Raw genomic sequence first — 26072 nt, 5'->3', positions numbered from 1 at the left:
CGGCTTCCACAGTTTCAGACTGCCTGATTTCAATCCAAGAGATAATTGTCATTGTGTGCCCCAAGGTGTATAAAAGGAGGAACCCCCTTTCATACACCAGGAGTTCCCCCTCTCATTCCATATTTGTTTCATGAGCTCCAATTACATCAACATGTGACAGCATCTTCTTGTTGCAGCATAGCTACTGGCAGCAGCGTTTGTGCAGCAAGAGCACCATCGTTGTGGCCTAATTGGTAAGCATTAAAAGCATCCTCATTGCTGAAAGCTTCTCTTGAGTATGCAGAGAATTGATCAAACCCATCCATGAAACCATGGACATACGATAAATCCATCTCCTCTCCGAATATGGAGCGGATGTCTTTTACCGAATGATCCTCCATGGCGAGAATGATTTCACCCAGTGTTTTTGGGGGCTTCATATTGCGGTACATTGCCACGATCGTAATTGGGCACCCACAATTTTTATCGCGATTCCCATAGGAACGCTGAATCAACTGCATCCCCGTTGCTTCTATGGCCGTTTTGATCTCTTCAATTGTAATTCGAATCATGATGTCTTCCTCCAGTCTGAAGCGGTTGAATCCTCTTCGCAATTTCAAAAGTGGCAGCTAATTGAGCTGCCGTAATGGGACCAATCCCATCCATACGCAAGAAGTCCTTCTCGGTCATCGTCATCAGCTGGGTTAGTCCCAATTGAGCAAGGTTGTCACAGACTACACGAGACTTTGGCCCGCGAATAATCGTACCAAGGAGATACTTAAAGGCCGTGCCCCCCGCTCCAAATTCAAATACAAAGTCGGAACTGATGCGGGCAAACGAGGGCATCCCAATGGGCTCCTCTGTACCATCCATCGTTAACTGAAAAACCTTGCTTCCACAAACATGCATCGCTTGATCGGGAATCGACTTGTTCATGTATGCTGTACTCCTTTTCACTTTCCCGTTAGGCGGGAAAGGTAGTTTCCCGCCGTGGGAATGGTGAATAGGTGTTACGATTACAACTGCCTCAATCGATTAAGGGTTTACCTCCCCTATCGTCTTTCTAGGAAAAACAAAAAGACCCGGATGGGGGTATGATGGAATAAACCATCTTCCCGACCCAACCAGGTCATTACTTCTTAACCGAGTATCTCTCGGATGGACTGACTTCAATACAAAAAAAGAAATACCAAAAGTTACTATAGGTTCGATTATACCATTTCTCATTTCATACGTCTTTAGTTTATTGCGAGTTTGCTTTGCGGTATTAGACTTTCAACGGGCAAATCGATAGAGCGATATCTTTGCTAGAGTCATTGTGTGCTGTAAACCTGACTCGCAATGTTCCCCCCAATTCTCTTACCCTCGTTCAACTATCCAGCCATCCTCCCATGAGGTTGGGTGCCGGGTCTGTAGGTAAAGCTTCATCTTATCACCGTACATTCTTTCGTGCCAATGTGGACATGTTTTCATAATCGTATTTGGCAAGAGATATTGCTTGTCCTGCTTTTTTTACATTGAATTCCATGTAATCAACATGGCTTGCGTTAAACATGACAGATGCACCCTTGTTGAATTGAATCGGCTTACCAGTTTTTGAAATGATTATCAGTTTGGTATCGTAACCATTAACGGCTGGGATTTGCCCTCTCACATTTCCACCAGACACTTTTAGAGAAGCATGAAACTGCGAAGCGATACTTTCACCAGCTTGAATATCTTTCATATCATTATGAAGAATGTAAAGAACCCGTGCTTGCTCCCCCCTGTTAAGGGTTCCCAAACCATCGTAGAGAGTTGTATGTACACCATTTGCGAACTTCCCAGACCTTTCAGGAATCCACCCACTATTTACAGCTGTATCTGAGTAATACTGTCTTTCAAGTTTGTATACTTGACGAAGACTCTTCCAAGCATTTACCAACAAAAAAGAAGCTTCTTCTCGGTTCAATACCTTGCCTGGATTGATGACCACGTTATCCAGAATTCCATCCTTTTTCGCCCGATCATAGTAAACCTTCGCCCAATGATTCGCAGGGAGGTTAGAAACTGGCGTTCCTGAACTCAGTCCCTTAGCATTAGCTAAACCAACTACTAAATCTGCCTGTGTAATGGCTTGATCTGGCCTGAAATTGCCATCAGGATACATCCACATAAGACTGTTTTTAATCACGTACTCGATATGGGTCTTATACACATGATTGGTATAATCTTTATCAATCGTTTGGACTGCATATGTCGATTGAGTATAAACACCCTGAACTACTCCTAACGCGATTGTCGCAGCAATGAACCAGCTAAATACTTTTTTACTATTTCCTTTCATGCTTCCTTCCTCCTCTATTTATTGCTAGGTTCATAACCACATTACTGGTCACGATGCGACCACTCCGGTTACTATATGGTTTACTCTCACGTTTTTTACCTTACTTGATTTATTCGTGGGAAAGGTACGTTCATTTTCTCAGCATCTTCATCAGATACCTTCCCCTCTCTTACGCTGATAACTTCCCCGTTCAATAAATGTGCAACAAAGAAGTATTTATCACCCTGATCATCAGAATAATACCACACCATATCTACCATAGACTTAACCCGAGGAGATGTATTTACCTTGTTACCCATTCGGTCCTCTGTTTTGAAAGCTGGCCCGAGTTTTGTGTACTCGATGTAGTTCCGCATTCCAATAAAGGGACGGTCATACTTTGAGGCTTCTTCAATTCCTCGTTTCTCTTCGTAATCCCATGTATACTTAAAAATATCATCTTCATCTTTGATAAAGCGATACTCTTCATAAATTAATGGACGTAAATCTTTGCCGACTATACCCGCTGAAATACTTTTGTACACACAGAAAGACCGTTCATCTCCACTTTTCTGGCGACACTCTGCTAATAATGCACTAAAGGCTTCCGCACGAAGTTCACCATTTTTGTAATTTTCCCAATCCCAGGTTTGATTGGTCGTATCTAGCACCTTCTGGTAGCGACCCTTTGCAATATCTTCTTTGATATCGCTGACATTGCTGATGTTGTTTTGAACGAAATTAATTGGGTTAAAAAGCAGCATTACAGCAACAACTGTTACGTATGGCGGTATTATCTTTTTGATTTCAACCTCATCAACATTTTTGAGGCCACTCATATGCGGGTAGTAGATGTACCCGCTATATCCGAACGCTACAAGTACCAGCAATCCAGTGATCGGAAGTATGTTATTCCAATATGCCACGGTTAATCCAATACCGAGAAAAGGATAGACTAGAGCAAACAGGTTGTTCGCCATTATTAGAATTGGTGTTATCGGTTCCATTTGTAGGGTTCGCTCCTAGTAGCCAAGAAATTGCAAAGTTATTAATATCTTTTCTTGGAAATGATAATTCTCAACATTACAGCTCTCGGTTTTCTTTTCCCATTTTGGTAAGCATCGAAACTGAGTAAATTGATCTCTGAATTCCGTATAGCAGAGGGGCCAGAATCAAAAAAGCACCTACTTATCCGTCGTTACCGATAAGTAGGCGTCATTGCGAGACCAGAATCTTAATGTTGTTTGTCATCAATGGGTAGATATCCTTAAAATTATGAAACATATTTTTGCCGTAAGTTCTGATTTAAATCAATCAATTGCCGTTAACACCGTCCCTTGCATTTGCGGCAAACTAACGCTTCAATTCTAAACGGTAAAAACTAACTTAGGCACTTACAAAGCAACCGCAGCCACCAATATCGAACATATCTATCTGTATGCCTGCCTTTTCGACATCTAAGTTGAAATCCCGAAGCGGGTAAGGCTCATTTGGATATTTCGTAACTTTGATTTCATTCCCCTCTTCGTCCAGATCTTTTACTACAACTGGTGTTTTACTTTGTCGCTTCATGAAGCTGTATTGGGTAAACTCCATACTTACGGAACTAGCAGCTGGATGTATATAAACATCTGGCCGATCTTTCCTTCCATAAAAGTAATCGCGATATGCTGCATCGAGTTCGTCTAGCAGCACCCGTCGAACCTCCTCATCCCAGCCATCTCTTCCATCTGTTTCAATACTCATTATGTATCGGTAGGAAGATACATAGATTTTCATATGATGCTCTTTTACCATGATGTCATGGAACACATCTGGCATCTTCTGTTTTAGGTTACGGAAATGCCCTTGGCCAGCCTTCACGCATCGACCACCGCAGTTGTTATGGGCAAATCCTAGATCGTAAAGAACTGGCTGCTTCATGCTGTATTTTCGCAGAACCTCATCATGGTTAACCGTGTGATCAATCCAAGGCATTTCTACGTTAAACGGTCTCCAATTCTTGATGATTGGCCCTTGCCTGTGAAGCTCCTCGAATCCAATTCCAAAGTACAGAGTTGCCTCGCTAATAAAGTCTTCATCTTTTAAGTAGTGCTTATTTCTCCACCTCTCGATGACTGGCCTTTCCCCTTTCTTCAAGAAATCAGCTGCAACCTTCATCTTTAAGTACTTCGAACACTCTCCAATTCGGCTATTAAACACCAATTTCTTTTCGAACATGAGCTCAATTGGATTTAACCCCATACTGTGGATCAATAGTGGGAGTTGAAGCTTATCAGATCCTTCTTGAATGAATCGATAAAGATCCGGATGTTCCCAAAGAGTATCAGTGAAATATAACACGATGTTATCATCTGGGAACTTTGTCTTTACATAGTCTGCTACTGAAAAACTAGACTTACCTCCTGAATAAAAGATGATATGATTACGTTTTTTCATCATGAAAACCTCCCTTATAGAATCGCATAATAACTTCCTCACGTTTTTGGCCAACAAAAAAAGACCTGGTTAGGACGCAGATGGATACCATCTCGCTGACCTAACAAGGTCTTTACTAGATAATCGAGAATTCTCTCGAATTACAGCCTTTTGAGGCAAAAAAATACGTACAATCCTCTATTAACAATTTCATTATAATAGATTCAGGAACAACTTTCCACTAAAGCCCCAACCAACCGTTTCCAATACTGCTTTTGAAATCCACTTTATAGGAGTGAGATGAAGGTGATTTGTTTGTTTATTGAACCATTAGTTGTAAAAGTAAAAGGTGATCGGTTACTACTGATATCTGAAGAACTTGAGTTGGAGTACCACGGAGGAGAAACTCTCCTTGCATTAGGACAAATAAAAAATCCGGATATTCAATCCGGATTCCAATATATTTTATACGATCCTAACACTTTGAAGTCCTTTACTGCCTGTTACGAACAGTTTATATCTCCCTCAGGGCTATTCCCCTTTTGATGAATAAACGCATTTTTAAATTACCTGAACATGTTCTTTCATTTTCTCATCAATTTCATCTGACATAAATAAGTTGTAGAGCTCAACGGAGGCTTCCTCCAGATCTGATAAAGTTAATCTGGCCACATTGATGTTTTCATTATACCAATTGAAAGAATCATAAGTAAAAATGACAATTTTGTCCTGTTCAAATTCCCCTCCCGAATATGTCACGTAAAAATTACACCCTTCTTTTTTGATAATGGTGTTCTCATTTAAGCGATCAGTGAAGAACCAATTCGTAAAAACATACTCTTCACCTTCGACCATATGAGATACGCTTAATCGAGATAGCTCGACTGGACTCATGTTTTTATCATTCCTAACTGTTTGTTTTCTTTAGGATTCGGCCAGGAAATTTAATCAGTTGCCTTAACGTCTTAGCTGTCGATTTGCCTTTTGTATCATGTCTGGGTCTGTCTGTATATCAAAGCCATTTACTAAGAAGGATTCAATGAGCTGTTTTTGAAAACTGACTGGTGACTGGGCATAATTGAAACGCCTTGGTTATGTCCCGATCGTAGTCAGCTTGATCCACATGTACCCAAAGATGCAACAGTATGTCAGATACTTCTTCCTTCCGCACTGGGTTCACCTTCCTTATTTCACATCAAAGGCAACAACTGAGCCTTGATTGTCTTTGCGAGAAATCGAGATACTCGATAATCCACTGCATTTTTCAGCATCTCAAAGATAGCTGTAAGACTTCCTGAGAAGGTAAAATCGTCCGGTAAGCTAAACAGCCTTGCTGTCTCCCTCACAGTAAGGTAGCGATCCTCAGACGGGTGTATGAATACTTCGTCATGGACATGTGTAATCGTTGGACATTGACCGTTTGCCATTAACCGCTGACAATAGTTTGAGAACTTCTTGTTTGGAGCTCGCAGTTCTTCTGGCACATCAAGAATATTGCCACCTTGGGGTACCCACTTCATCCTTTCCAGTGTTTTTGGAGTCGGATGAAAGTGCATGTCCTGTTGAGGAGCCTGATCTATAGCTTCAAATGCCTGCTTGACTGTCCGATATTCGGATAGGTGAGGCAGCTCTAGTTCTGGAACCGCTCCCTGCAAACCGATAATGAACGCACGCCTGCGCTTTTGTGCGGAACCAAGCTGTGCAGAGTCAATGACTTTGGCCGTAATACCAAAATCCGGGAACATCTCTTTAAACCGCTCCAACATGATTCCTTTCTTCACGGTTAAAAAGTTCTCCACGTTTTCGATAAGAAACGCCTTTGCTTTGCTCCACTTAATAATATTGATCGTCTTTTCGACCAATGGATGCAGGTTAGACTTACTGTCGCGGAAATTAGTGAGGGTATTTAACGCACTAAAAGTGACGCACGGGACTCCCGCTGCAACGAAGTCAACTTCAGGTATTTCTTCTTCTTCAAAACTTAATACATCCCTCATGCTAATGTGATCACCAATATTGCGTTGATAGGTCTGGATGTGGTAATCACGAAGCGCTTTCTTTTCGTAGCGATCGTTTGCAAAAACAATCTTATATCCCCCTTCATCTACAAACCCCTTGTCCATGGATCCACAACCGGAAAATAAGGAGAGCATCTTGATCGCTTTATTCTGGATCGCAGCTGAAATCGTTCCTTTTTTGAAACTCTGTGTGTCGTTTTTCTCTGCTTGGAAAAGATCAAAGATGGACATTTGCTCAAAGTTGACGACCTTAGCAAATTCATTAACAGAGACGGAATACTGCCTTCTTGCAAATAGTTGTTTGGCTTCCTCAAGACAAACGACTTGTCCAGTAGCCTGAACAGCGGACTCCTCTACAACCGAGAACAGAATCTTGCCTTTGCGAATCTCTACTTCAATCTTTTGGTGCTGGGCAAAAAACGTACGTACGTCTTCGCCTTTGATATCGATAACGGGCACCGTTTTGCCAGTCTTCTGAGTGGTCTTGGCCACTTTCTTTTTGGATTCGGCCGTCGGTATTACCCTGATTTGTTTCTTTAGATGATCGATTTCGTACTGAATGGGTTGTCCAATTCCAAACCCAAATTCGCCAAGGTATTTGGCCTCCAAATAGAGTCTTTCCTTGATCTTATATAAACGCTTCATAAATGATGTTTTCATCTTGTTTCCCCATTTCTCCATAAGTTTTAAGGTTGTGTCTCACTGATTGGAAGCTTTCAGTACAAAATCATTGCAGCGGAAAGTTCCGTTCACGAAAATGGCATCTAAATGATGGATCTCCATGGGCAGCTTGCGAAACTCAATCATGATCTCCCTTTTTGTCCTTCGTTTAATCCTGGATGGAATTCTCATTCCGTTCTCCAAAACAAAGTCCACAGGTAATTGGTAATCCCATCCGACCTTTTCCACTGTCCTCCCGGGAGTTACTTCTTTTCTTACAATCCTGATACGAGTCTCAAACTCTTGATTCAATGCCTTCACTCCTTGAACAATTTCTGGATACAGGAAAACCTGTTAGCTTATTGGGGGTTGAGTCCACCAATCAAACTGACAGGTTTTCGGAAAGGTCTATTCTTACTTTCATGATTAACAAGCGAAATCAAATTGCAGCTGCTCTATCATTATTTCAGGGTTTTTCACATTCCCTTGTAGTTGACTATGCAGAGCTTCTGCAAGTGCCTTCCCAACAGGATGCGCTACACCATTTCCCACGAGTCGATACTGCTGGGTCATCTTGATATCTTTTGGGATAACGAATGAGTCAGGCATCCCCATAAGTCGAAGCATTTCGCGTACGGTTATTTTCCGATCCAGAGATGGATGGAGGAATTCACGACCGTCCTTCGCGATATGAGCAACGAGCGTATGGCTTGGCCGATCCCAGTCTAATCTTCTCATTGTGTACCATTGATTCGGATTTGGACGGCTCAATATCTCTCTAATTCGATCAGGAGACGGACTCGTCCAGGTAACAAGGTGATTAGGGACAGTCCCCAAGACACGATCGTTCATAGATACCTCGTCCGGAAGCGGGAGGTCACCTATCGCATTCCGTACCGACGATCTTTGAGCGGTTGGTTTTGGAAACGTAAAGGAATACCCAAGATCAGATCGAATCCCGACTAAGAAAACACGGCTGCGGTAAGAGGGGCAACCAAAGTCAGCTGCATCCAATTCTTCTAAGGTAACTCGATAGCCAATTTCTTCAAAAGCCAATACGAGTTTATCGAGTGTTTTCTTATGACGCTTCTTCAGTCCGCTTACGTTCTCAAAAAGGATCGCTTTTGGCTTCTTGATTCGAATGACATCGAAGTAACGCCAAATGAGACGACCTGCATCTCCCGCTTCTCCCTTGTTGGCTCCGTCCGTAGAAAAATCCGTGCACGGAGGACCACCAAGAAAGACGTCTGCCTCCGGAATAGATTCTATATCCAAGGAGCTGATATCACCAACGACCACATGATCCCCTACGTTGGCTTGATAACACATCGCAGCGGATGGATTTAGTTCATTGGCCCAAATGATATCAAAGTGATCCATGAAGGAAAAATCGAGGAGCCCTCCACCGGAAAATAGGGAGCAAACAGTGAACCTTTTTGGTTGTTGAGACATTGTATAGCCCTCTCTTCTTGTAAAGCTCACAGCTTTACGGAGAGGGCAATCGACGTGGGGTGTATCGGGATACACCCTGCACTTGCGAAGAGGCTTCCACTTAACAGAGATCCGTTAAGGCCCTGCCTCTTGCTGCAACGATTATATCGATAGGTAAGCCTTTGAAGTTATCTCCGGCTTTTCCCCCGATTCGCACCGGACATGAGACTTTCGCACTCATCCGGCGCTCCATCTAACTCAATTAACCGTAACCTCTACTTTGGTGCTTAAGCCCCGACGCTAAAGATAGGCTTTCTATGAGCTTTTGCACGCAGACCGTTGAGGAGCTCCAGTTGGTTCTTACTCAGTTCAAAGCGATTTAAGATTTGTGTTATTTTCCCTTCATCAGACATATGAATTGCTCGATGGATCGCCTCGTGTACTATTAGCAAGTTACAATAGGCATCTGATCCTCCAAATTTCTTCGGCAGGATGTGGTGGCAGTGGACTTCCCCGATTAATAGGGGAACTCCAGTTACCGCACATTTACCACGTTGAGCAATGAATCTGCTAATCCGGTTATCGTTGTACTCAATCGACCGGCCACGTACGAAGCTATTGCGCAAATTATGCAAAGTGTTTTGGTCGATGGTCATCAGGTTGTTGTGAATCAACAAACGCCCCTCGGGTGTGAAGTTAGAGGTTTTTTGGTTGAAATTCATCACAGTCCTGTGCTTCTGAGCGTAGATCGGAACAAGAACCAGCCCGCTTATCTTGTAGAGCTTTGGGCTGTATCCTTTGTAACGCTTCTGCAACGATGCCGGCATGTCTGAGAAGAGAGCTTCCTTCCGCTTATTCCTGAGTCGGTTGAACAGTCGAGGACTAATCAGACGATTTATCTCACCTAAGTCACGGATTATTTGGGTAGCTGCTGCGTAGTAATTCTGTATGCCCATCACAACCGTATTAAAGTTCCATACGGTTTTTGTGGTTGGCTGATGTTGTATCTTGTTGATTTCGGCATTAATTTTCTTAATCGCGTTCACCTTAGCTTTGTCACTCATGCGGCTACGGGCAACAAGTTTCCTCTTGGTCTTGTTATATCTGCGTTGGCGAGCCTTTGAAGTGCCATTCCGCTGATCCCCGACCCAGATTTCGAATCCTAAGAAGTTGGATTTTCTTCGTCTGAGGTTGATGACCCTCGACTTTTCGGGACTAATCTCTAATCCCAGTCTTGACCGCAAGAAGTCTTGAACGGCGATATAGAATCTTCGTGCCTGATCGTAGGAGCGACACAGGATTTTGAAGTCATCTGCGTATCGAATAATGTAGCCTTCCTTGAGCTTAGTTTTCTTTAGCGAACTAAACTTAGCAGATGTCCTATTGTAGGTATGCTTAGTATTGAAGCATTCCCATTGACTGGCTACCCACCAATCGAGCTCATTGAGCACGATGTTCGAAAGCAAGGGAGAAAGAATGCCTCCTTGTGGAGTTCCCTTTTGTGATGAACCCTCGCCTTGAATTTCAGCCTTCAAAAGCTTAGATACGATGCAGATGAGTGATTTGTCCTTAATGCCAAGGCTCCATAGTTGTTTCAGGAGTTTACCATGGTTCACATTATCGAAGAATCCTTTGATGTCGATATCTACGCAGTAGTGAAGCTCGCTTTTATTGATGAGATACTGCATTCTGGCGAGTGCATGGTGCGTGCTCCTGTTAGGCCTAAAACCATAGCTGTGCCCGAAAAATTTGGCTTCGCATATTGGTTCGAGCACCTGTAGGATGCACTGTTGGAAGATTCTATCCCATATTGTAGGGATACCGAGCGGTCTCTGATCTCCATTTGGTTTAGGAATGAAGACCCTGCGTACCGCTTGTGGCCGATAGTTTGCAAACATGGCTTGAACTCTCTGAACGACTTTTTCAGCGTCTAATCCCTTTATGTCATCAATGGTTAATCCGTCGATGCCAGCTGTCGAACTTCCGTGATTCTTCTTAATGTTCCGGTAAGCCAATCTGATATTGTCTTCGTTCTGCGCAAGTTCGGTCAGTTTGTAGAAGTTTTCTCCGTTGAGACTTCGCCGGTACAGGTCGTCAGAGATTCCCTGCGTCCCGTAGTATTCAGCGTGTCTGAGTTTCCTTTTCTTCTCCATAAGACGGTAGTCGCCTCCTTAAAGAAAGCGAGCTAAACCTCTGTTAGTCATACTCGAAGCTCATGGCCGAAAAGAAACTGGGTCACTGGACGGTTAGTCTTATGTTAGACTGGTGGCTATCCCTCCAACTTGATTAGCGTCTTCATCAGTACTGTGCCACCACTTTCACTGCCATAAACCAAGTTATAACTCAGTTAATGTCACTGGGTTTTTCCTTGGACCGCTTCAATGGGTGAGAGCCCTCAGCGTTGGCAGCTTACCGCGTTCCGTATCTCTTATCTGTTCATTTCTGCCCTTAGATGCTTCCTATGAGCCTGTCAAAGACGGCTGGTGCCGATCGTTGCCTGTAACAACGAATGGATTTTCATACCCTAAACTTTTACTCATCCACTTTTGACCCTGCGAACCGCAGTGGCAAGCATTTCTACTTGCGGTACTTATAGACCCGTACAATCGGAAGTTCGTCTACACCTCATGACCGATTATGTCCAAAGGTGAATTCTCATCATAGGCAGTTTTTAGACTCCAAGCACCACTTGATACAACTTTCCCCTCGGAAAGTCTTTCCTCGGCATGATCCGTTAGGGTACCTTCAGCACCTTTTCGGCGGGCTTATAACGTTGGCCACTCCCATGGCTTATCGCTATCCGCTAAGGAGGAGGCCTTTCAAGGCGTTACCCCATCATTCGACCTCTCGGAGATACAGTTCTGCTGACTAAACAGCAGCCTGAATTTTATCCCGGTGCAAGCCTTATATTATGGCTGGCCCAGGCTGTATCAGGAACGCGTCGCACTTAAGGAGTACTCAAGATTCAAGGATTACCTACTACATCATCACTGTGGCATTAGGTAACCTCGATTCCTCCAACCCTTTACTCGGGCAATGTCTGTAACCGTCTAGATCGTCTTCGTTCACGTATCTCTTTTTGTACGGCTAGCCAGGTGCTGTCCCGGTAGCGATCCCTGTCTTCTTCTGCACAGAAGAAATCCATCGACTCGCTGCAATTAGCACTCCCAAATGCTTCGCAATCATAGCAGTAGGAGGTAATAAACCGATGTGCCTCACGAACATCAATCACCCAAAATGACTGGAGTGATGCTCTACCTACAAAAAGAAGTCCATTCCTGTCCGATGTTTGAATCTGTTCTCTCCTAATGGCCAAGACACTGATCGTGTCTTCGCGTACGGATGATTCAAAATCAGGATACAGTTGAATGGACTCCTTTGTACCGTCTACTATTCTTTTGGAAAAGATCGTATTCTTTCGTTTCCCATCCATCGGAATATAGTAGTGCTCATGCACGCTGTGAATGATCTTCTGAAACGTTCCTTTCTTCTTCCCAACACTGTTCGAATGAACAACAATGGGCTTCACTGGTCTTCACCTCCTTACTTGATTAGGTCTTCTCAACGCAAAAACCCGCAGGAAGACATGATGGAATAAACCATCTTGCCGACCTGCGGGTCTATTTCACGTTCTCCGAGGACTCTCGGAATTACATACGACATTCAAAAAAGGAAAAGATAAACAATCATCTTACCCTCTTATCATACCTGTCCTCTTCGGAAATTTAAAGAGGTAACCTACAGATTTTCTTAATCGCACGACGTTAGTGAAGTCCGGATTACTATCCTTTCCCACTTTAGCCTCTTCATTCTCTATTGTCCAAACTGTTAAGCAGCACTATCCTCATCTGATCTGTCTTCTTCGTTTTGAGCTGAGTCACTGATACCTAGCATATATTTCACTGCTTTTTGGGCCTGACTTGATGCCTGAAAGATCAGCTTAGGATCACTCTTTAATTGTCGTAACCATCCACCGATATACGCTGCACTATTTACAATAGTGGAATTGTCGATGCCACATTGGGCGCATAACATCGTTGCTCCAATTTCAGCGACGAGTTCCTCTTTTGAGTAGATCTCACTTCCAAACTTTGTATTGGTAGTGATACCTGAGCGCTTGAGACGGTTCCAATGCCCTGTACTATGGATCTGTTCATGGAAAACAGTACAATAATACTCCTCAAGGTTTTGATAATCTTCCATCGGGGGAACGTTTATCACGTCACGTGAGGGGTAATAGACCGCTCTTCCTGAAGCGAAATGAATAGGGGGACCATCGATATACCCTCGAATGATTTCTTCAGCTTCTGAAATCGGATCGTGCTCATGCAGAACCTCTTCTCTCCTGCTTTCTAGGCCGGTACACTGCGTATTGATCTCATACACATACGATAACTGTTTATACCAAACGTAGCGTTGGTCTTCTCCATCTTCTTCGCAATCACCGGCATCAGTGCCATTCTTAACGCGTGATTTTTTGTAAAATACAACGAGGGAAGCTTTCTCGTCTTTCTTTACTCTTCCGCCCGCTTCTTTCACTTGTAAAAACGTTGCATATTCACCAGGAGGCAAAAGCAGCGTATTAATTCCTTGATAGGGTTTTTGTGTAACCCAGTTAACAGCAGGTGAGTTTGTCCATGGTTTACGCCAAGGAACCACACCCTTTTGCAATTCAGCAATAATTCGATCGGTAACTTTCTTGTAAATGGTATCAGACATAGTAAATGCTCCTTTCATAATAAAAAAGAACCATGACATAATGTCTGGTTCTTTTCATGATTTGTCCGTATTCAGATGTAAGTACTTCCATTGTGTTTCGCATGAGCTTTAATAACCCAAATTCACCAAGATGACCATGTTTCGTCAGAACCTCATTCGTTCCGAAACGAGCGATTTGACGCTTCGTCTTCTTAATAACTCAATTTGTAAAAACAACTTCATCAAGCCTTGATTTCTGTCGACTCTGCAAATGCTTTCTGGCATTTTGAACAAGTCAAATCTGTTTGCTTTCCTGAGAATGTTCGAATCTGGTTATGCTTCGATCCACAAAAGGTTTTTCCGGAGTTCGAGTCTGAGACCACATGTACAACACCAGACTTTGTCTTCACTAATCTAAGAATACTCAAATTACCCACCCCTTCAAGTCCATGATTCCAACAAAAAAAGCCCGTCAACAAGGGAATGACATAGTGAAACGCCATCTCCTAGCCAACAGGCTCATACAACATACCTCCAAAAAAGAAGGAAACAAAGGATCCAATTAGGATCTCGAAATAAAACAAAAAAGAAAATACTACCAACTAATTCTATTCTATCACAAAGAATGAGATTTTGAACAAGATTCTCCCCCGCTTTCATTATTACAAGTTAGGTGAGTGAAATAAAACGCGAACTATCTGTGCGAACATTTGTTTGAAATGGTATAATATAGTGTATAAAGCGACCCATAAAGGGGGAGTTATTTTGGAAAACAAAGAGAAAGACTATCCTACCTGGGAGCTTGGCGGACTGATCAAAAAAGCTGAAGTGATCACCTACATCCTTTCTGTCATTGAAAAAGATCTGCCTGTTACAGGAATGGAAATCGTACGATTGGCTAAAGAAATAAACTGGTCGATAAGTGTAACACATGTATATAAGATCCTAAAAAAACTAGAGATACATGATCCCGATCGTGAGCGTTATCCGATTCTCAGCTCAAGGTGGCTGGATGACGGTTGTAGAGAAAGACTTTATGATATTGTCCCTTCCACCGGCCCTGCCTTTTTACGTCATGCTCATCAGACGATGGTAGATCGTTGTATACAAGTCCAACACTTGATTCGAAACGTTGAGAACCACATACGTCAGGATTCTTCCGTAGGCCCCGCTCCTCTACTTGACTCATTTGAATTGTTGTCTGTCCGCGATCTATACCGATTGAGCATCCTGTCCTACTCACAATCGGGAATGAGCATTAAAAATCAAATCAAAACACAAGTATTAGATTTACGCATTAACAAAGCACATTACCGCTTGCAAGCAGCATGGTTGTCGAGTAATGGATATCAAGATTCCGTTACTGAGAGATTGACGACGGCTGGAGAAGAGCATCTTCTACAACTAAAATCAGACATTTTAGCTCAAATACCTCATGCAAAACAACGCGTGCAAGACCTTTTGGATTACCCGAGTACGTACCAAAGAGCTCGCATGCGTAAACAGTTCCAAGAGACTTTCTCAGGATAGTAGTTGATGGAAGCGATGGAGATCGCCTATACTGAATGTATAGAACTTTTTCCATTTTTTCGCTTTTTATCTGTCCCTTGAGACAGTTTTCTTGATCAGTTGATCAAAACATGTATGGGCCAGGAGGCTCGATGTTCCTTCTTATTTATGAAGGATACGTCTGCCCTCCTGGTCTTTTTTGTTTTTTGTTGTTCTCAAAAGACACAAAAAAATCAAATCGATTGGAGGGAAAACCATGTGTGATGTATGTAAAAACAAATCTGAATCGTGGATTAAAAAACAAGAGAGATCTCTTCCAGCTGCTGAGCAGTCCTTGGAGGAGTTCCGAGAGAAATTTGAAATACGCCAGGCAACCTTATCAATTCTAACTCATGCACAAGAGAGACAAGTGTACCGTAGCTTTTCTTTAGGGCAAATACGAGAAGCAGTCATGAATGGTTATCCCATTCAGAGGAGCTTTCACACTGCTATCCGAGAATGCCGTATCGTTATTATGTTCCGGTACAAAACGGCCCCACGTACCTATCGCCCCATGCATTGCGTTGTCAGATACTTTCAGGATAACCCAAAGCATTGGGAGGTTGTTACGGTCTACGACCCGCGATCACAAGCTTGGAAGTGGGATTCAACGTTCTGTCAACGTGTTTGCTTCTGTAAGGAAGTAAAATGAATTTTTGTCGTGCAATAATTACTTGGATTTGGTATGATACGGTCATGTTACGAAGTGGAGGGAGCCTAACTATGGCAAGAGTTGGAAGGCCCGTTTCAAACAACCCACGATGCATGACCATACCAGAGACTCGTGTTACGAAGGGAGAATACTGGATGGTTCAATTGAAAGCTGCTCAATATGGAATTCCCGTTGCAGATCTCATCCGGGACGCCGTAGATCAATATACAGTAACTACACCCCGGGTTCAGGAATGTATATCTATTCATGAGGGTAACCGCTGCGATGGACAACTTATGCCCACAACCGTTACTCAGGTGGTTGACTTTGACATCGATGATCATACGCACAGCATTAAAGTGTTGGAGGTTCCTGCTCAGGAATGTACTGCTTGTCATTCTGTAAGAGAAGATGTAGAGTTGGGGGCTACAATCGAAGAATGCGTTAGTGATCTCGTTGAGGCGATCATTAACAATCCGAAAATGACTCTCCCTCATTCTGTTACCTACGGAGAGCTCCTTTCCGGAAAAATGTTCTTTCAACGCCCCTCCTAGGAAGCGGCCACATTATTATTTGACTCAAAAAGGTGCAAAACCGGGTTCTTTTAGCCCGTGCTTTGCACCTTTTTACTTGTATAACGTTGATTGCAGATTCTGGTTCTATCTATGCTTTCATTTTCCTAGTAAAAACAGTAAGATGTGAATATATCGTTTTGAAAGGATGAACCAGCTACATGAATAAAACAGATCTAGTAGCACGAGTAGCAGAGACTGCCGAGCTTACAAAAAAAGATGCAGCAAATGCAGTAGACGCGATCCTTGATACAATCGCCCAATCCCTTCAAGCCGGTGAAAAGGTATCTCTGATTGGTTTTGGTAACTTTGAAGTTCGTGAGAGGGCAGCTCGCAAAGGACGTAACCCACAAACGGGAGAAGAGATCGAGATCGCTGCTAGTAAGCTCCCTGCCTTTAAACCAGGAAAAGAATTGAAAGACATCGTAAAATAGTCTTTTAATACATAGAAAAAGCGCCCTTGTTTTTATCTAGAGATAATTGAATAAAACAATGTAAACAAAAGGGTCGGTACATATTACACATGAGTATTATGTACCTAACTTTTGAGGTGCAAAAACAAAAAGTATACACAAAAAGGCGTGTGAACTGACAACAGTTCGAACACGCCTTTTTTTTACAAGGCTCTGTTAAATTTTAATGTTGATTTTTTGGGTAAAAATGAAGGAAGCCCGTCTCTATGAGTTTCCTTAATCTGATACTTTAAAAAAGACCATATTTAGTGAGGTAATACTACCGCTATAATGCCGAAAACCATTGCTACTATAATCCAGAAGGTAAATTTTTTTGAAAATCTCCTATCCCATTTTTTAACAAAGTCATCGGATAAACTTCTATCATCATTTATTGCATCTTTAAATTCTTTCTTGAAATTAAAAGTCTGTATCAGTAATACCATTAATATGATTATCGAGGCTAAACCAAAGACGACTTTTAACCAACCCATAATTATCAATCCTTAACGTATAATTGTGTTCATTATTTTACATTTCCCATCTTAACAATTACTAATCTAATCCAAACTGTTTATTTAGCGGAACAGAACTATACATTGAATTTTGACAGCCGTAAACTGTCATATGTGTCAGTCATTTCAAATACAAATGATGTCGGTAGAAATTCCTTGATATGCTGTTTAGTGCTTTCGTTACTACGACTATCGACAAATAAAAACCAAGCAAGGTAATTGTCGAGATACTTAGAAGCCACACCTTTAAAACGGTCTATCCACTGTTTTAAACGGGAATGGAGACCATTGACATTTTGGATGTGATACAAGCCCTTAATAACGTGTTTACCACCGTCAGATTTAATACGGTAATGTTCTAAACCTTTATCTTTCGCATAGGTTTTGTAGGCCCTCCAAGCATCGGTTACAATCACGTTTTCATTGGATAGTTTAGAACTAATCAAAGCATCAACTTTCGGTTTTACAATACGCCCCATACAGGCAACTTTGGAGACAGTTGCTTTAGTTCGGTCTCTGGCAACGAGAACACAAACCTGTTCGTGGCTGATTCCTCTGTGCTTGGCTTTCCCGCCACGTTTACGAGGTTTACGGTCAGCGATGCCACGTTGTCCTTTTTGAGAGTATAGGAAATAAGTCTCGTCAATTTCAACGATACCTTCAAAATGTTCAACATCCATTTGTTTTAAGGCGTTTAACAGTTTGTGTCTCCAATAAAAAAGTGTAACCCAAGTAACCCCTACGATTTCAGCCGATTTTCGCAGGGAATATCCTTTGAACATACAATCAACGAATGTAATCCATTCGTTGCCTTTTCGAGTACGGTACAAGACAGTGTTGGTTGTATCAGTAAAAGTCTTGATACAACATTTACAGCGATAGCATTGCCGACCATTATATTTTCCGAAACGAACAACGTGTTCCGATGAACAATAAGGACACTCAAATCCTTCCTTAAAGCGAGTTTCTCTCATTTCATTGATTAAACGACCACCAGCGGAGGAAGAAGGTTCAACATAGCGTTTAACCCATTGGTAAACTTGTTCTTTTTTTGTATGTGGTAATTTGTCGATATACTTTAACAAGTTGCTAAACGCTTTGCTCACCTTGACAACCCCCACGAACACTTGTTCTTATGTTGATTATTTCAAGAATTCAGGGAGGTATCTCATTCCTAGTTCGCTGCTTTGCTTCCTATCAGTTCAGCAGCAACCTTTGCCAACTTCTTATCTTTATTGATGTTTCGGACATAATGAGGGTCGTCCCAATATCGATAAATGACTCGTGGCTCGCGCTCAAGGATTAGTGTAGCACGCTGGTAGCCGCTTTGTTGAAAAGAATGGATGATTTCAATTAGATCATTTCGATCCAGTAGTAAAACGCCATTCACCCCTGCTAACGTCTCACAGGAGTCAGTGAACGTTGCTGATGTAATCACGATAGCTTTCTTTGCCTGGTAGTAATTGCGAGCTGTGTATACTTGTTGGACGGCATCGAGGCTCACTGGCAATTCAGGATGGTATCTTTTTGCCTGAATAATATTTCGAATCCCTGTTGAATCCGTAAAGACGATATCTGCCCCGAAATCTCTGCTGTTTCCCGTTTTGTACGCATCTGGATACCCCAGCTCAATTAGAAGTAGGTTTAGGTATTGTTCAAAGTCGGTCCCTTCCATTGTATCGATATCCTCGATTTGAACACTTTTCAAATCGGTGTAATCAATTCCCTTATAGATAGGGACCGCCATTCTCTGTTTCCTCAGGAGATGAATTGAAATCAGGATGACTAGTATAAAAAGTATGCCTAAGCCGAGCGCGATGTATATCAAACTTTTCACTCCCACGTTACTCTATGTCTGTCGTCTTCAAAAATTTATGTATTACTACTAACTTAGCTTCCCTGCAAAGAAATCAACAAAGAGCTTGTTTCTTTCTTTTTCCCATTCCTTTTTGAGTTCCTTACCTGGATATACGTTTTCTACCAGCTCATCCTCAACAACAATAGGAAGATTAGTCGCGTCCACTTCCACTAAGAATGGAGGAATCGTGTAGACGGAAATCTTATCCCGGTATCTTTGTTTGTAAACAACGATTCGATCCCCTTCTTGCTTAACAGCTGTTATATGTGAGAACTCTGGTGCCTCGGTCTTAATAACGACGTATTTTTTATTCTCGTAATCCAAAACGGATTTGCCTTGATCAAATTGCTTCTGTAATTCCACGGGCATACCAGTTATCCCCTTGATGTCGTATCGGATATGTTTGACCGCAGCCTCAGTTTTTTGAAGAAAAGGGATCTCCCCTCCGGAAAACACAAATACTGCGAACGCGACAATGAGTACACCCAACAACGTATATCCAGGAGACTCAATTATTCTTCCTTTTTTCATGGCACTACCTCCTTATCGCCAGTAGCCTCTATAAGACCATTCTTCTTCCTCATCCGATTTGGTTTCTTCTTCTTTTTTTAGCTGAATCTTAAACTGAAAAAAATCATTTAGTTGCTTTGCAATTTTTCGTTCAGCAGACTTTTGATAGGTTCTGACGGTTTCCTTACCTTTAAGGCCCATTTGAGTTGCCACATGTTCTAAAGTATGTACTTCGCCATTGAGCCCCCATCTGGACTCCAACACGAATATTTCCTTCTGTCGAGGTAGTAAGGGAAGTAAGGAATTCGCGATTTGGTGAAAACGTTGATACTCCGCCGAATCTCTATCTTTGACAAGTTTGCTCAAAGGGGCTTGTTTATGTAATTTGGGAACATGATTAGGGCTATACGTTGAATCGATCATGTCGAGAAAGAATATAGCGTCCTCTTTTGAAAGATTGATCATGAAGGTCCCTCCCCTTTCTGATGAAGATTCAGAGTCTGAGTGTTTTATTTCTCTAAACTCCTTCTTCGCTTGCTTCCAACTTCCAAATACTCTTTCAATTTCCTCTAACGTTGGATTTGCTGGATTTTCATTCTGCCACTCCGAATACGACTGGGCTGTTAGCTTGCCTTTGTCTCTTTTGGCCAGGTTTAGGGCAAGACGGCAATCAGCCTCGTGTATTGGGGGTTTTTCCATACGCTGCTTACGGTGCCTTTGAACCCTCTGCACAACATTTAGACGATCGTGTTCCTCTTTACAGTCTGAACATAGCATGAGAAAACCTCGCTTTCTATTCATCCTCAATCGAGCATGGGAACACAAGAATTCAGTTCGGCATACGTCGCAATAAGTGATGCTCACCACCGGTTTATGGGGATCACAAGCTTCATTTAGAGCATCTACAAGGTGATGTAACTCAATACCATTCTGTTGTAAGTGAGATAGGATAGATTGTAGCCTGATGTTCAAGAGTCCTTTCCTCCGTCAATATAATCTGCCCGTTTCAAAGCGGTTGATTTCGTACGCATGTCAATGGCTAATACTCACTCTGAACTTTTCCCATGCTTCCTCTTCAGAATTAGCCCTAACCTCAACGCTTACATCTGGATGCAGTTTATTGGTAAACTCATACGTTTTAGATGTCATAGTTGCGAAAATTATTTTAACCGTCCATAAATCACTCAATATGCCCACACTCCTATTCAATTAAGAAAGGGTTGCCACGCTATTCACTATAGTACTCCTCGCCATGAAGGATTTACCAATTCTTCGAATTACTCTAAATATATATCATTCTATGTAACGACACAAGTTGCGTTAACAAAAAAGATCAATAAATTACACGAGAATAGACAAAAAAACAGTAGCCATGGATGTCAAATCATATCCAAGACTACCGATGAAATAGATATCGAATTCTTTTATCCCATTAATAATGTAGCCAAATTGTACTTTCCACTTAGAGCATGCACCTATGCTTTCGTATTCCTTAAGGGAGTAATTGCCGAAATGCTTACTCAATAGGCCGTCTGACACGAACTGATGAAAGGCTGCTACTTAGGTAGCTTAAATCTGTCGTGACCTATTATAAAGTGGACAACAGCTCCGAAAACTGCGTTCGGAACAGGTCCGCGCGACGCGGATGAATGAGATGGCCCGTCGTCGCTAGGCCCAGCCTAAGGCACGCCTCTTTTGCAGTATTGCCCACGGTTACGATCCGTGCACAAGGAAAGAGGTCTACGACTGCAGATAGAATAGGCTTTCCCCACTCGATCTCCGCATCCAGCGGCGTCCGATTTCTGCCGTTTTCGTCTCGGGGATGAAGTGGGAACACGTTCCACATCGCAGGCAGCTTGGGCAACGTTTCTATCGCACCCCATATGACGGTCGCCGACCGTTCCGACCGATCCCCCTCAATGGCAAATCTGGCTCCTGGGATTTTGCTGGCCAGTCGTCCGCTACGGATGATCCGCTCCGAGGTAAACGGGATGCCAGTTCTCACGCATCCATCCAGACCTGTGGCCTCGCCGATCATCAAGACGTCTGGCTTAAGCCAAAACAGTGCGCGAAAGTATTGAATCAAATTCAGTTGCTTAGCGTCGGATTCCGCATAAAAGTTGACTACGTTCAGAAAATCACGTTTGGTGAGAAGCTTATCGAGGATTGCCTGGATCTTCTGTTCAAAGAAAGCTTCCTCCTCCACTTCCGGATGCAGCCAGGAGTCTCCGTTTAGTGAGTAGCCCTCGCCTTTTGTGCGCACCTGACGTTTTTTCGGAAAATGATTCTTCTCTCCCATGACCATCTCTCCTTTCATATTGAGATTATGCGGGAGAGTATGTTGAAAGTCGAATCGGGAAAGAAGCAATCTCTCCTATCCCGTTCCTATTGGGATCTTCCGATTGCTTCAAATCTCTTCTTGTATCGCCCTTATCATTGGTAATACTTTCGAGTCGCTTATTGATGCTTTTCACCAACTCTCATTCTTCGTAGCAAGGTTGTAACGCATCAATAATTGACGTAAATTTTTGTCAGTGCGTATCGAAGCAACGTCGCTGCTACCGGACGAGTAAATGGCCGATCATGATACGTCCAAGTCGTGACTGCGCGATACATCTCGCTAGTTTTGTTAGCATTGGAGTTGTAGACGGTAATTAATTGATTTACAAAATCGACGACGTCTTGGCGACTGTCCCATATCCATTCGTCGCCGGGAAAAAGGTCGATCGTATAATCCATAAACAGGATTTGATCGGCGATCGTCAGAGGAGGGTCCCCTTTTTCGGCGTAATTGGCAAGATCGTTCCAATACTGTGCGTCCGGTTCATTTATCCATTGGCGAACCATTTTCCTTATTTTTTCATATGCGTCGGAAGGAAATTGTGAAGGCCCTACTTCCTCATCGTTCATGGCATCACGTATTACAGTATAAAGAAATGCGACGGAAGCGGGGATGAGGGTCGTTGCCGTAAACAACGCGGTCGCAAACCCGCCGATTGCCGTCCATTTTTCCCAGTTCCATGACTTTTTTTCCGGGGTTGAGTTCGCTTGTATGGCATGATGGGCTTCTTCGTTATGTTGATCCAAACGATTCAATTCGGAATTGGGCTCTTCACCGGAATAACCGATCGAGGATGAGGAACTTGATCCGCTCTGAACAGCGTCCATCGCTGAGGGGTCACCAAAATCCTGGAGCTCAATCTCTTCCAGCGATTTTCTAAGATCCTTTGCTGCTTCCTCATTTTTGCTGGCAAAGGACTTCTCATCCTCTCGAAGTTCGTCTTCTGATTGTTCTAACTCCTCTTTCCGTTGCTCTTCTTCACCCGGGACATCCGATAGCTCTTTTTCTTTATCTTTCTCCTGTGGCATGTTAGGGCGACCTCCTTCTCAACGATTATCTTTCCAGGTTGTTTCACTGACTTTTGGAATGGCAACGCATTGGGTGATGGACTCGCCGGATGGTTTTTCGATCCGCCTGTAAACGCGATAGCGATCGGCCAATTTCAGCGGGTCTTCAGGTATATCGATCAATGTGGGATGCGCTTTTCCTGCGAGGGTTACTGGATCGGTCCAAGGCCCGATTCCTGAAGGTCCCTTGTTATTGACAAACTCTATAGCGTAACTGAGTCTTGCGCCGTCAATCCATGGTTCGGCTCCTGTCGTTCCGCTCCATTTGTCATCCGCGATTTTCGGAGCTTTGGACGGGGGCTGTGGCGGTTGTTGGGATTTCCATCCATCCAATATTCCCTTCCAAGCTCTCGCGACTTTCAGCCCCTTCTCGAATTTACTGGAATACTCTTTTCGAATATCGTCAATGAGCTTTTGTCGGTTTGCATTTGCTCGGTCTTTGTGCTCGACCGTGTGAGAACCGCTGCAGCAGTCGCCACCTTCTTGGGTGTCCGGGACAAAATGGGTGAGATCGCTATCACGCTTCAAGTTATCTTTAAATGTCCAACCCCAATTATCTACCCAATGGCATTGAGCGATGGTTCCTCCATATCCACTACATTCCTGATGCCTGTTATTGTACCGGTAAACCTCCGTGATTTGGGCAAGTCTATCGGCTAACGTTTTCTCCGTGTAGGATTCGACTCTCTGGATAAATCCTAAGATAGAGCCTCCGTCGGGGAGTTTCCCCCCGGCAATCTGACTTTCCAGCAAAGCGAAGTCAAATAACCAAAGGGATTGGTATTTTATAAACTTGGTGTCATCATGCTGGTCATAATGGGAAGCAAGCTGTGCTTCAAACAGAAGAATCATTTTACGGGCTAGTAGGTAAAGTCCAATCGCGCTGACATACAGATCAAAAACTCCGTCTTTATCCAAGTGATCTTCCAAGCTATACACGGCGTCGTGTAAGTTCTCACCCGCAGGACTCACCACTTTTTGCAAATCATCAAGAAGTTTTTTCAATGGGTCCACATAACTGTCCCCGTTTTTCATAAGTTTAAGCTCGGATAGCGCAATCAAATTCGCCTGAAGCCAATCTGTAAATCGTTTCAGCATTTCAACCGACTTGTTGATTTCCTCTTGGACCATGAAGTCCTCAAGTCGTTTAACTGCGATATCAATCATTTGTTTGACCGCATCGGATTTCGAGTTCTCAGAAGGGAATAGAAAATCAAAGGCTGTGATACCGCCGTCTATGACTGGCCCCCAAGGCATCGGAAGTACCCAAGCCAATGTGGCTGTTATCTGTTCACCTACTTTGATAATGTCAGAGCCACTCGCGGAATAGATGGTCTCGTCTAGCTCAGCGGTTAAATTATTTTTCGCTTTGGGGAAAGACAATCGGGGAGTGCCGCTATTTACATGAACTATGACATGCTTCAACACGAACATAACAACAGCTTGGTTAGTTTCACGGATGTAAACGATAGTACCTGGAGAGATATTGTCATAAGCTTCGCTTATCATTGCTATTTTTGAAGATTGGAATGTTTCGGATGGAAGTAGAGGAAAAGTGGAATCCAAAAGCGATTTCAATTGTTCTTCCAACTGGAGTAGGTTTTTCTGGACATCTGGGTCATACTTTGACAATACTTGACCGGAATCTTGGAGAGAGAATGGGATATTGAGCAATGGAACATAATGGGAGCACCATTCTTCTATTTCCGGTGAGAGCTCGCTCAAGGTAGCTTCGTGCCAAAGTTTCATGAAGTCCCGAGCATACCCGACGGAATCCTTGGTCGAAATGGAAACGATAATGGGTAGCGCTTGAAGATGGATAGGAACCTTAACAAGCACGTTGAATTCCTCCCTGTTTTTGATTGGTTGCAGGTCAATCGCATTTTTGTTTCATTCTATCGCATCACCCTTCTGGCTAAGAGAGATTTCGTACACCTGTAATTTCAACTAGATACACCGTTTTCCTTCTTATGTATTTAAAGTTAATAAAATCCATAACCTGTTTTTTTCTGAAGAAACGAATCTCTGCATATCCATCAAGAAAAGAAAAAAGCCCCCTAGCTGCGATCCGCTAGAGAGCAATTCATCAAAACACCAATTCGAACTGGCCATCTGTTTCCGTTAAGGGTAAATGGAACTCCTCCACTTGAGACACCGAAAACAACTTCTTGATCTGTTGACCCACCAAGGCAGCAGAAAGTTCAACTGCAATCGCCTTTGTTGGAAGTCCGTCCATGCCTTCCCCCAATATCTTGTATCCAAGACTTAAAGGAATGTCGGAAGGTATTTCGAACCAATCTGGCAGGTTCATCATCCTCGCTACCTCCGATACGGAGAAAGGACGCCAGAGGTTTGCTTCTTTATCGTGCTGTAGATAGGAGCATGTCCGCGATATTTTAAAGTACTCTTTGGCGAAGCAAGCGACGCGTGAAGAATCAGGTGTAACCAGAGTCAGCTCCGATTTTGCAAAGCCGGTATGGGCATATTTTGCTGCATGAGCACCCTCGAAGTAAGCCATCGTGGACCCCGCTTTCTCTCTCCACGACATGACGGGCTTTTCATCAAGAAAGTCTGCCACTTTGGGACGCTTTCTCACTTTTGGCAGCTGAGGAATTCGAAATGGAACTCTTTCTCTAAATGCCACACAGTATTTCCTTGGCCGTGAAGCAATCCCACCCATATCATAAGGATTCAATTCAAAAGGTACCCAGTACTTGAACGGCGTTAAGAGTTCCTTTATCATTTCAAATCCTCTAGATTGGTAGTACTCTGGAACATTTTCGAACAAGACCGCCTGACAATTACTTTTTAAAATAATCCGGACGATGTGAACACTGAGAGCATGATCCAAACCTGCCTGCCCTTTTCCTAACTTAGAGAAACGTTGGCATGGAGGTGAAACCACAGCTACGTCTGCCTCAGGAATAAAATCCGGAGACACATGTTCTACTCCTCCCCAAAAGAGAAAGGAGTCAGGAAAATTCGCAGCGTACGTACGAATGGGCATTTCTCCCCACTCATACGCCCCGATACTCTCTGTGAGTTATA

At 43.0% G+C, this 26072-nt stretch carries 23 protein-coding genes; 3 read left to right on the top strand and 20 right to left on the bottom strand.

The features are described 5' to 3' along the window. Nucleotides 1-146: 146 nt before the first annotated feature. From ACLIN2_RS32260 to ACLIN2_RS32210, 11 genes are all read right to left on the bottom strand, one after another. Nucleotides 147-551, bottom strand: a complete 405-nt coding sequence (locus tag ACLIN2_RS32260; protein ID WP_411504751.1) for a hypothetical protein — start codon at nucleotides 549-551, stop codon at nucleotides 147-149. Beyond that, nucleotides 532-915 carry a hypothetical protein gene (locus ACLIN2_RS32255; protein ID WP_411504750.1) on the bottom strand — a complete coding sequence of 128 codons (384 nt, stop codon included), beginning with the start codon at nucleotides 913-915 and terminating at the stop codon, nucleotides 532-534. Before ACLIN2_RS32255 ends, ACLIN2_RS32260 begins: the two co-directional genes overlap by 20 nt. A 496-nt stretch (nucleotides 916-1411) precedes the next feature. After that, entirely contained in the window at nucleotides 1412-2305 is an 894-nt protein-coding gene (locus tag ACLIN2_RS32250) for an S-layer homology domain-containing protein (protein WP_411504749.1), read from the bottom strand. A gap of 95 nt (nucleotides 2306-2400) precedes the next feature. Further along, nucleotides 2401-3291 (bottom strand): hypothetical protein, encoded by an 891-nt coding sequence (locus tag ACLIN2_RS32245; RefSeq protein WP_411504748.1) that lies wholly within the window; start codon nucleotides 3289-3291, stop codon nucleotides 2401-2403. Between the two features lie 379 nt (nucleotides 3292-3670). Then, nucleotides 3671-4723 carry a phosphoadenosine phosphosulfate reductase family protein gene (locus tag ACLIN2_RS32240; protein ID WP_411504747.1) on the bottom strand — a complete coding sequence of 351 codons (1053 nt, stop codon included), beginning with the start codon at nucleotides 4721-4723 and terminating at the stop codon, nucleotides 3671-3673. A 540-nt stretch (nucleotides 4724-5263) separates the two neighbouring features. Further along, nucleotides 5264-5596 carry a hypothetical protein gene (locus tag ACLIN2_RS32235; RefSeq protein WP_411504746.1) on the bottom strand — a complete coding sequence of 111 codons (333 nt, stop codon included), beginning with the start codon at nucleotides 5594-5596 and terminating at the stop codon, nucleotides 5264-5266. A 296-nt stretch (nucleotides 5597-5892) separates the two neighbouring features. Beyond that, on the bottom strand, nucleotides 5893-7380 hold the full coding sequence (locus tag ACLIN2_RS32230) for a DNA cytosine methyltransferase (protein ID WP_411504745.1): 1488 nt from the start codon (nucleotides 7378-7380) through the stop codon (nucleotides 5893-5895). 426 nt (nucleotides 7381-7806) lie between these two features. Continuing rightward, on the bottom strand, nucleotides 7807-8832 hold the full coding sequence (locus ACLIN2_RS32225; RefSeq protein ID WP_411504744.1) for a DNA cytosine methyltransferase: 1026 nt from the start codon (nucleotides 8830-8832) through the stop codon (nucleotides 7807-7809). A 266-nt stretch (nucleotides 8833-9098) separates the two neighbouring features. Next, a complete protein-coding gene (gene ltrA, locus ACLIN2_RS32220; protein WP_411504743.1) occupies nucleotides 9099-10964 on the bottom strand; it encodes a group II intron reverse transcriptase/maturase in 1866 nt (621 codons plus the stop codon). An 872-nt stretch (nucleotides 10965-11836) separates the two neighbouring features. Then, a complete protein-coding gene (locus ACLIN2_RS32215; protein ID WP_411504742.1) occupies nucleotides 11837-12340 on the bottom strand; it encodes a hypothetical protein in 504 nt (167 codons plus the stop codon). A gap of 299 nt (nucleotides 12341-12639) precedes the next feature. Continuing rightward, nucleotides 12640-13530: an ArdC family protein gene (locus tag ACLIN2_RS32210; protein WP_411504741.1), complete on the bottom strand. Its 891-nt coding sequence runs from the start codon at nucleotides 13528-13530 to the stop codon at nucleotides 12640-12642. 744 nt (nucleotides 13531-14274) lie between these two features. Between ACLIN2_RS32210 and ACLIN2_RS32205 the strand changes: the two genes are divergently transcribed. The 3 genes from ACLIN2_RS32205 to ACLIN2_RS32195 all read left to right on the top strand — a co-directional run bounded on the left by ACLIN2_RS32205 (nucleotide 14275) and on the right by ACLIN2_RS32195 (nucleotide 16715). Then, nucleotides 14275-15039 carry a hypothetical protein gene (locus ACLIN2_RS32205; RefSeq protein ID WP_411504740.1) on the top strand — a complete coding sequence of 255 codons (765 nt, stop codon included), beginning with the start codon at nucleotides 14275-14277 and terminating at the stop codon, nucleotides 15037-15039. A gap of 825 nt (nucleotides 15040-15864) precedes the next feature. Beyond that, a complete protein-coding gene (locus tag ACLIN2_RS32200) occupies nucleotides 15865-16263 on the top strand; it encodes a hypothetical protein (protein WP_411504739.1) in 399 nt (132 codons plus the stop codon). 179 nt (nucleotides 16264-16442) lie between these two features. After that, nucleotides 16443-16715 (top strand): HU family DNA-binding protein, encoded by a 273-nt coding sequence (locus ACLIN2_RS32195; RefSeq protein ID WP_141296023.1) that lies wholly within the window; start codon nucleotides 16443-16445, stop codon nucleotides 16713-16715. A 284-nt stretch (nucleotides 16716-16999) separates the two neighbouring features. Here ACLIN2_RS32195 and ACLIN2_RS32190 read toward each other — a convergent pair whose 3' ends face one another. From ACLIN2_RS32190 to ACLIN2_RS32150, 9 genes are all read right to left on the bottom strand, one after another. Then, nucleotides 17000-17227: a hypothetical protein gene (locus tag ACLIN2_RS32190; protein WP_411504738.1), complete on the bottom strand. Its 228-nt coding sequence runs from the start codon at nucleotides 17225-17227 to the stop codon at nucleotides 17000-17002. 98 nt (nucleotides 17228-17325) lie between these two features. Further along, a complete protein-coding gene (locus ACLIN2_RS32185; RefSeq protein WP_411504737.1) occupies nucleotides 17326-18354 on the bottom strand; it encodes an IS1595 family transposase in 1029 nt (342 codons plus the stop codon). Between the two features lie 68 nt (nucleotides 18355-18422). Next, nucleotides 18423-18995 (bottom strand): restriction endonuclease, encoded by a 573-nt coding sequence (locus ACLIN2_RS32180; protein ID WP_411504736.1) that lies wholly within the window; start codon nucleotides 18993-18995, stop codon nucleotides 18423-18425. Nucleotides 18996-19133: 138 nt separating this feature from the next. Further along, nucleotides 19134-19637, bottom strand: a complete 504-nt coding sequence (locus ACLIN2_RS32175; protein ID WP_411504735.1) for a hypothetical protein — start codon at nucleotides 19635-19637, stop codon at nucleotides 19134-19136. Nucleotides 19638-19649: 12 nt separating this feature from the next. Beyond that, nucleotides 19650-20588, bottom strand: coding sequence for a hypothetical protein (locus ACLIN2_RS32170; protein ID WP_411504734.1), 939 nt, complete (start codon nucleotides 20586-20588; stop codon nucleotides 19650-19652). A 616-nt stretch (nucleotides 20589-21204) separates the two neighbouring features. Then, nucleotides 21205-21915, bottom strand: coding sequence for a uracil-DNA glycosylase (locus tag ACLIN2_RS32165; protein ID WP_411504733.1), 711 nt, complete (start codon nucleotides 21913-21915; stop codon nucleotides 21205-21207). A gap of 209 nt (nucleotides 21916-22124) precedes the next feature. Further along, nucleotides 22125-22985: a hypothetical protein gene (locus ACLIN2_RS32160; protein ID WP_411504732.1), complete on the bottom strand. Its 861-nt coding sequence runs from the start codon at nucleotides 22983-22985 to the stop codon at nucleotides 22125-22127. 18 nt (nucleotides 22986-23003) lie between these two features. Further along, nucleotides 23004-24863: a hypothetical protein gene (locus ACLIN2_RS32155; protein ID WP_411504731.1), complete on the bottom strand. Its 1860-nt coding sequence runs from the start codon at nucleotides 24861-24863 to the stop codon at nucleotides 23004-23006. Between the two features lie 247 nt (nucleotides 24864-25110). Continuing rightward, nucleotides 25111-26031, bottom strand: a complete 921-nt coding sequence (locus ACLIN2_RS32150; protein ID WP_411504730.1) for a DNA cytosine methyltransferase — start codon at nucleotides 26029-26031, stop codon at nucleotides 25111-25113. Between the last annotated feature and the right edge of the window lie 41 nt (nucleotides 26032-26072).

The organism is Brevibacillus centrosporus, from assembly GCF_046622605.1.
GTDB classification, from domain to species: domain Bacteria; phylum Bacillota; class Bacilli; order Brevibacillales; family Brevibacillaceae; genus Brevibacillus; species Brevibacillus centrosporus.
This window is presented reverse-complemented; position numbering and strand designations above follow the sequence as displayed.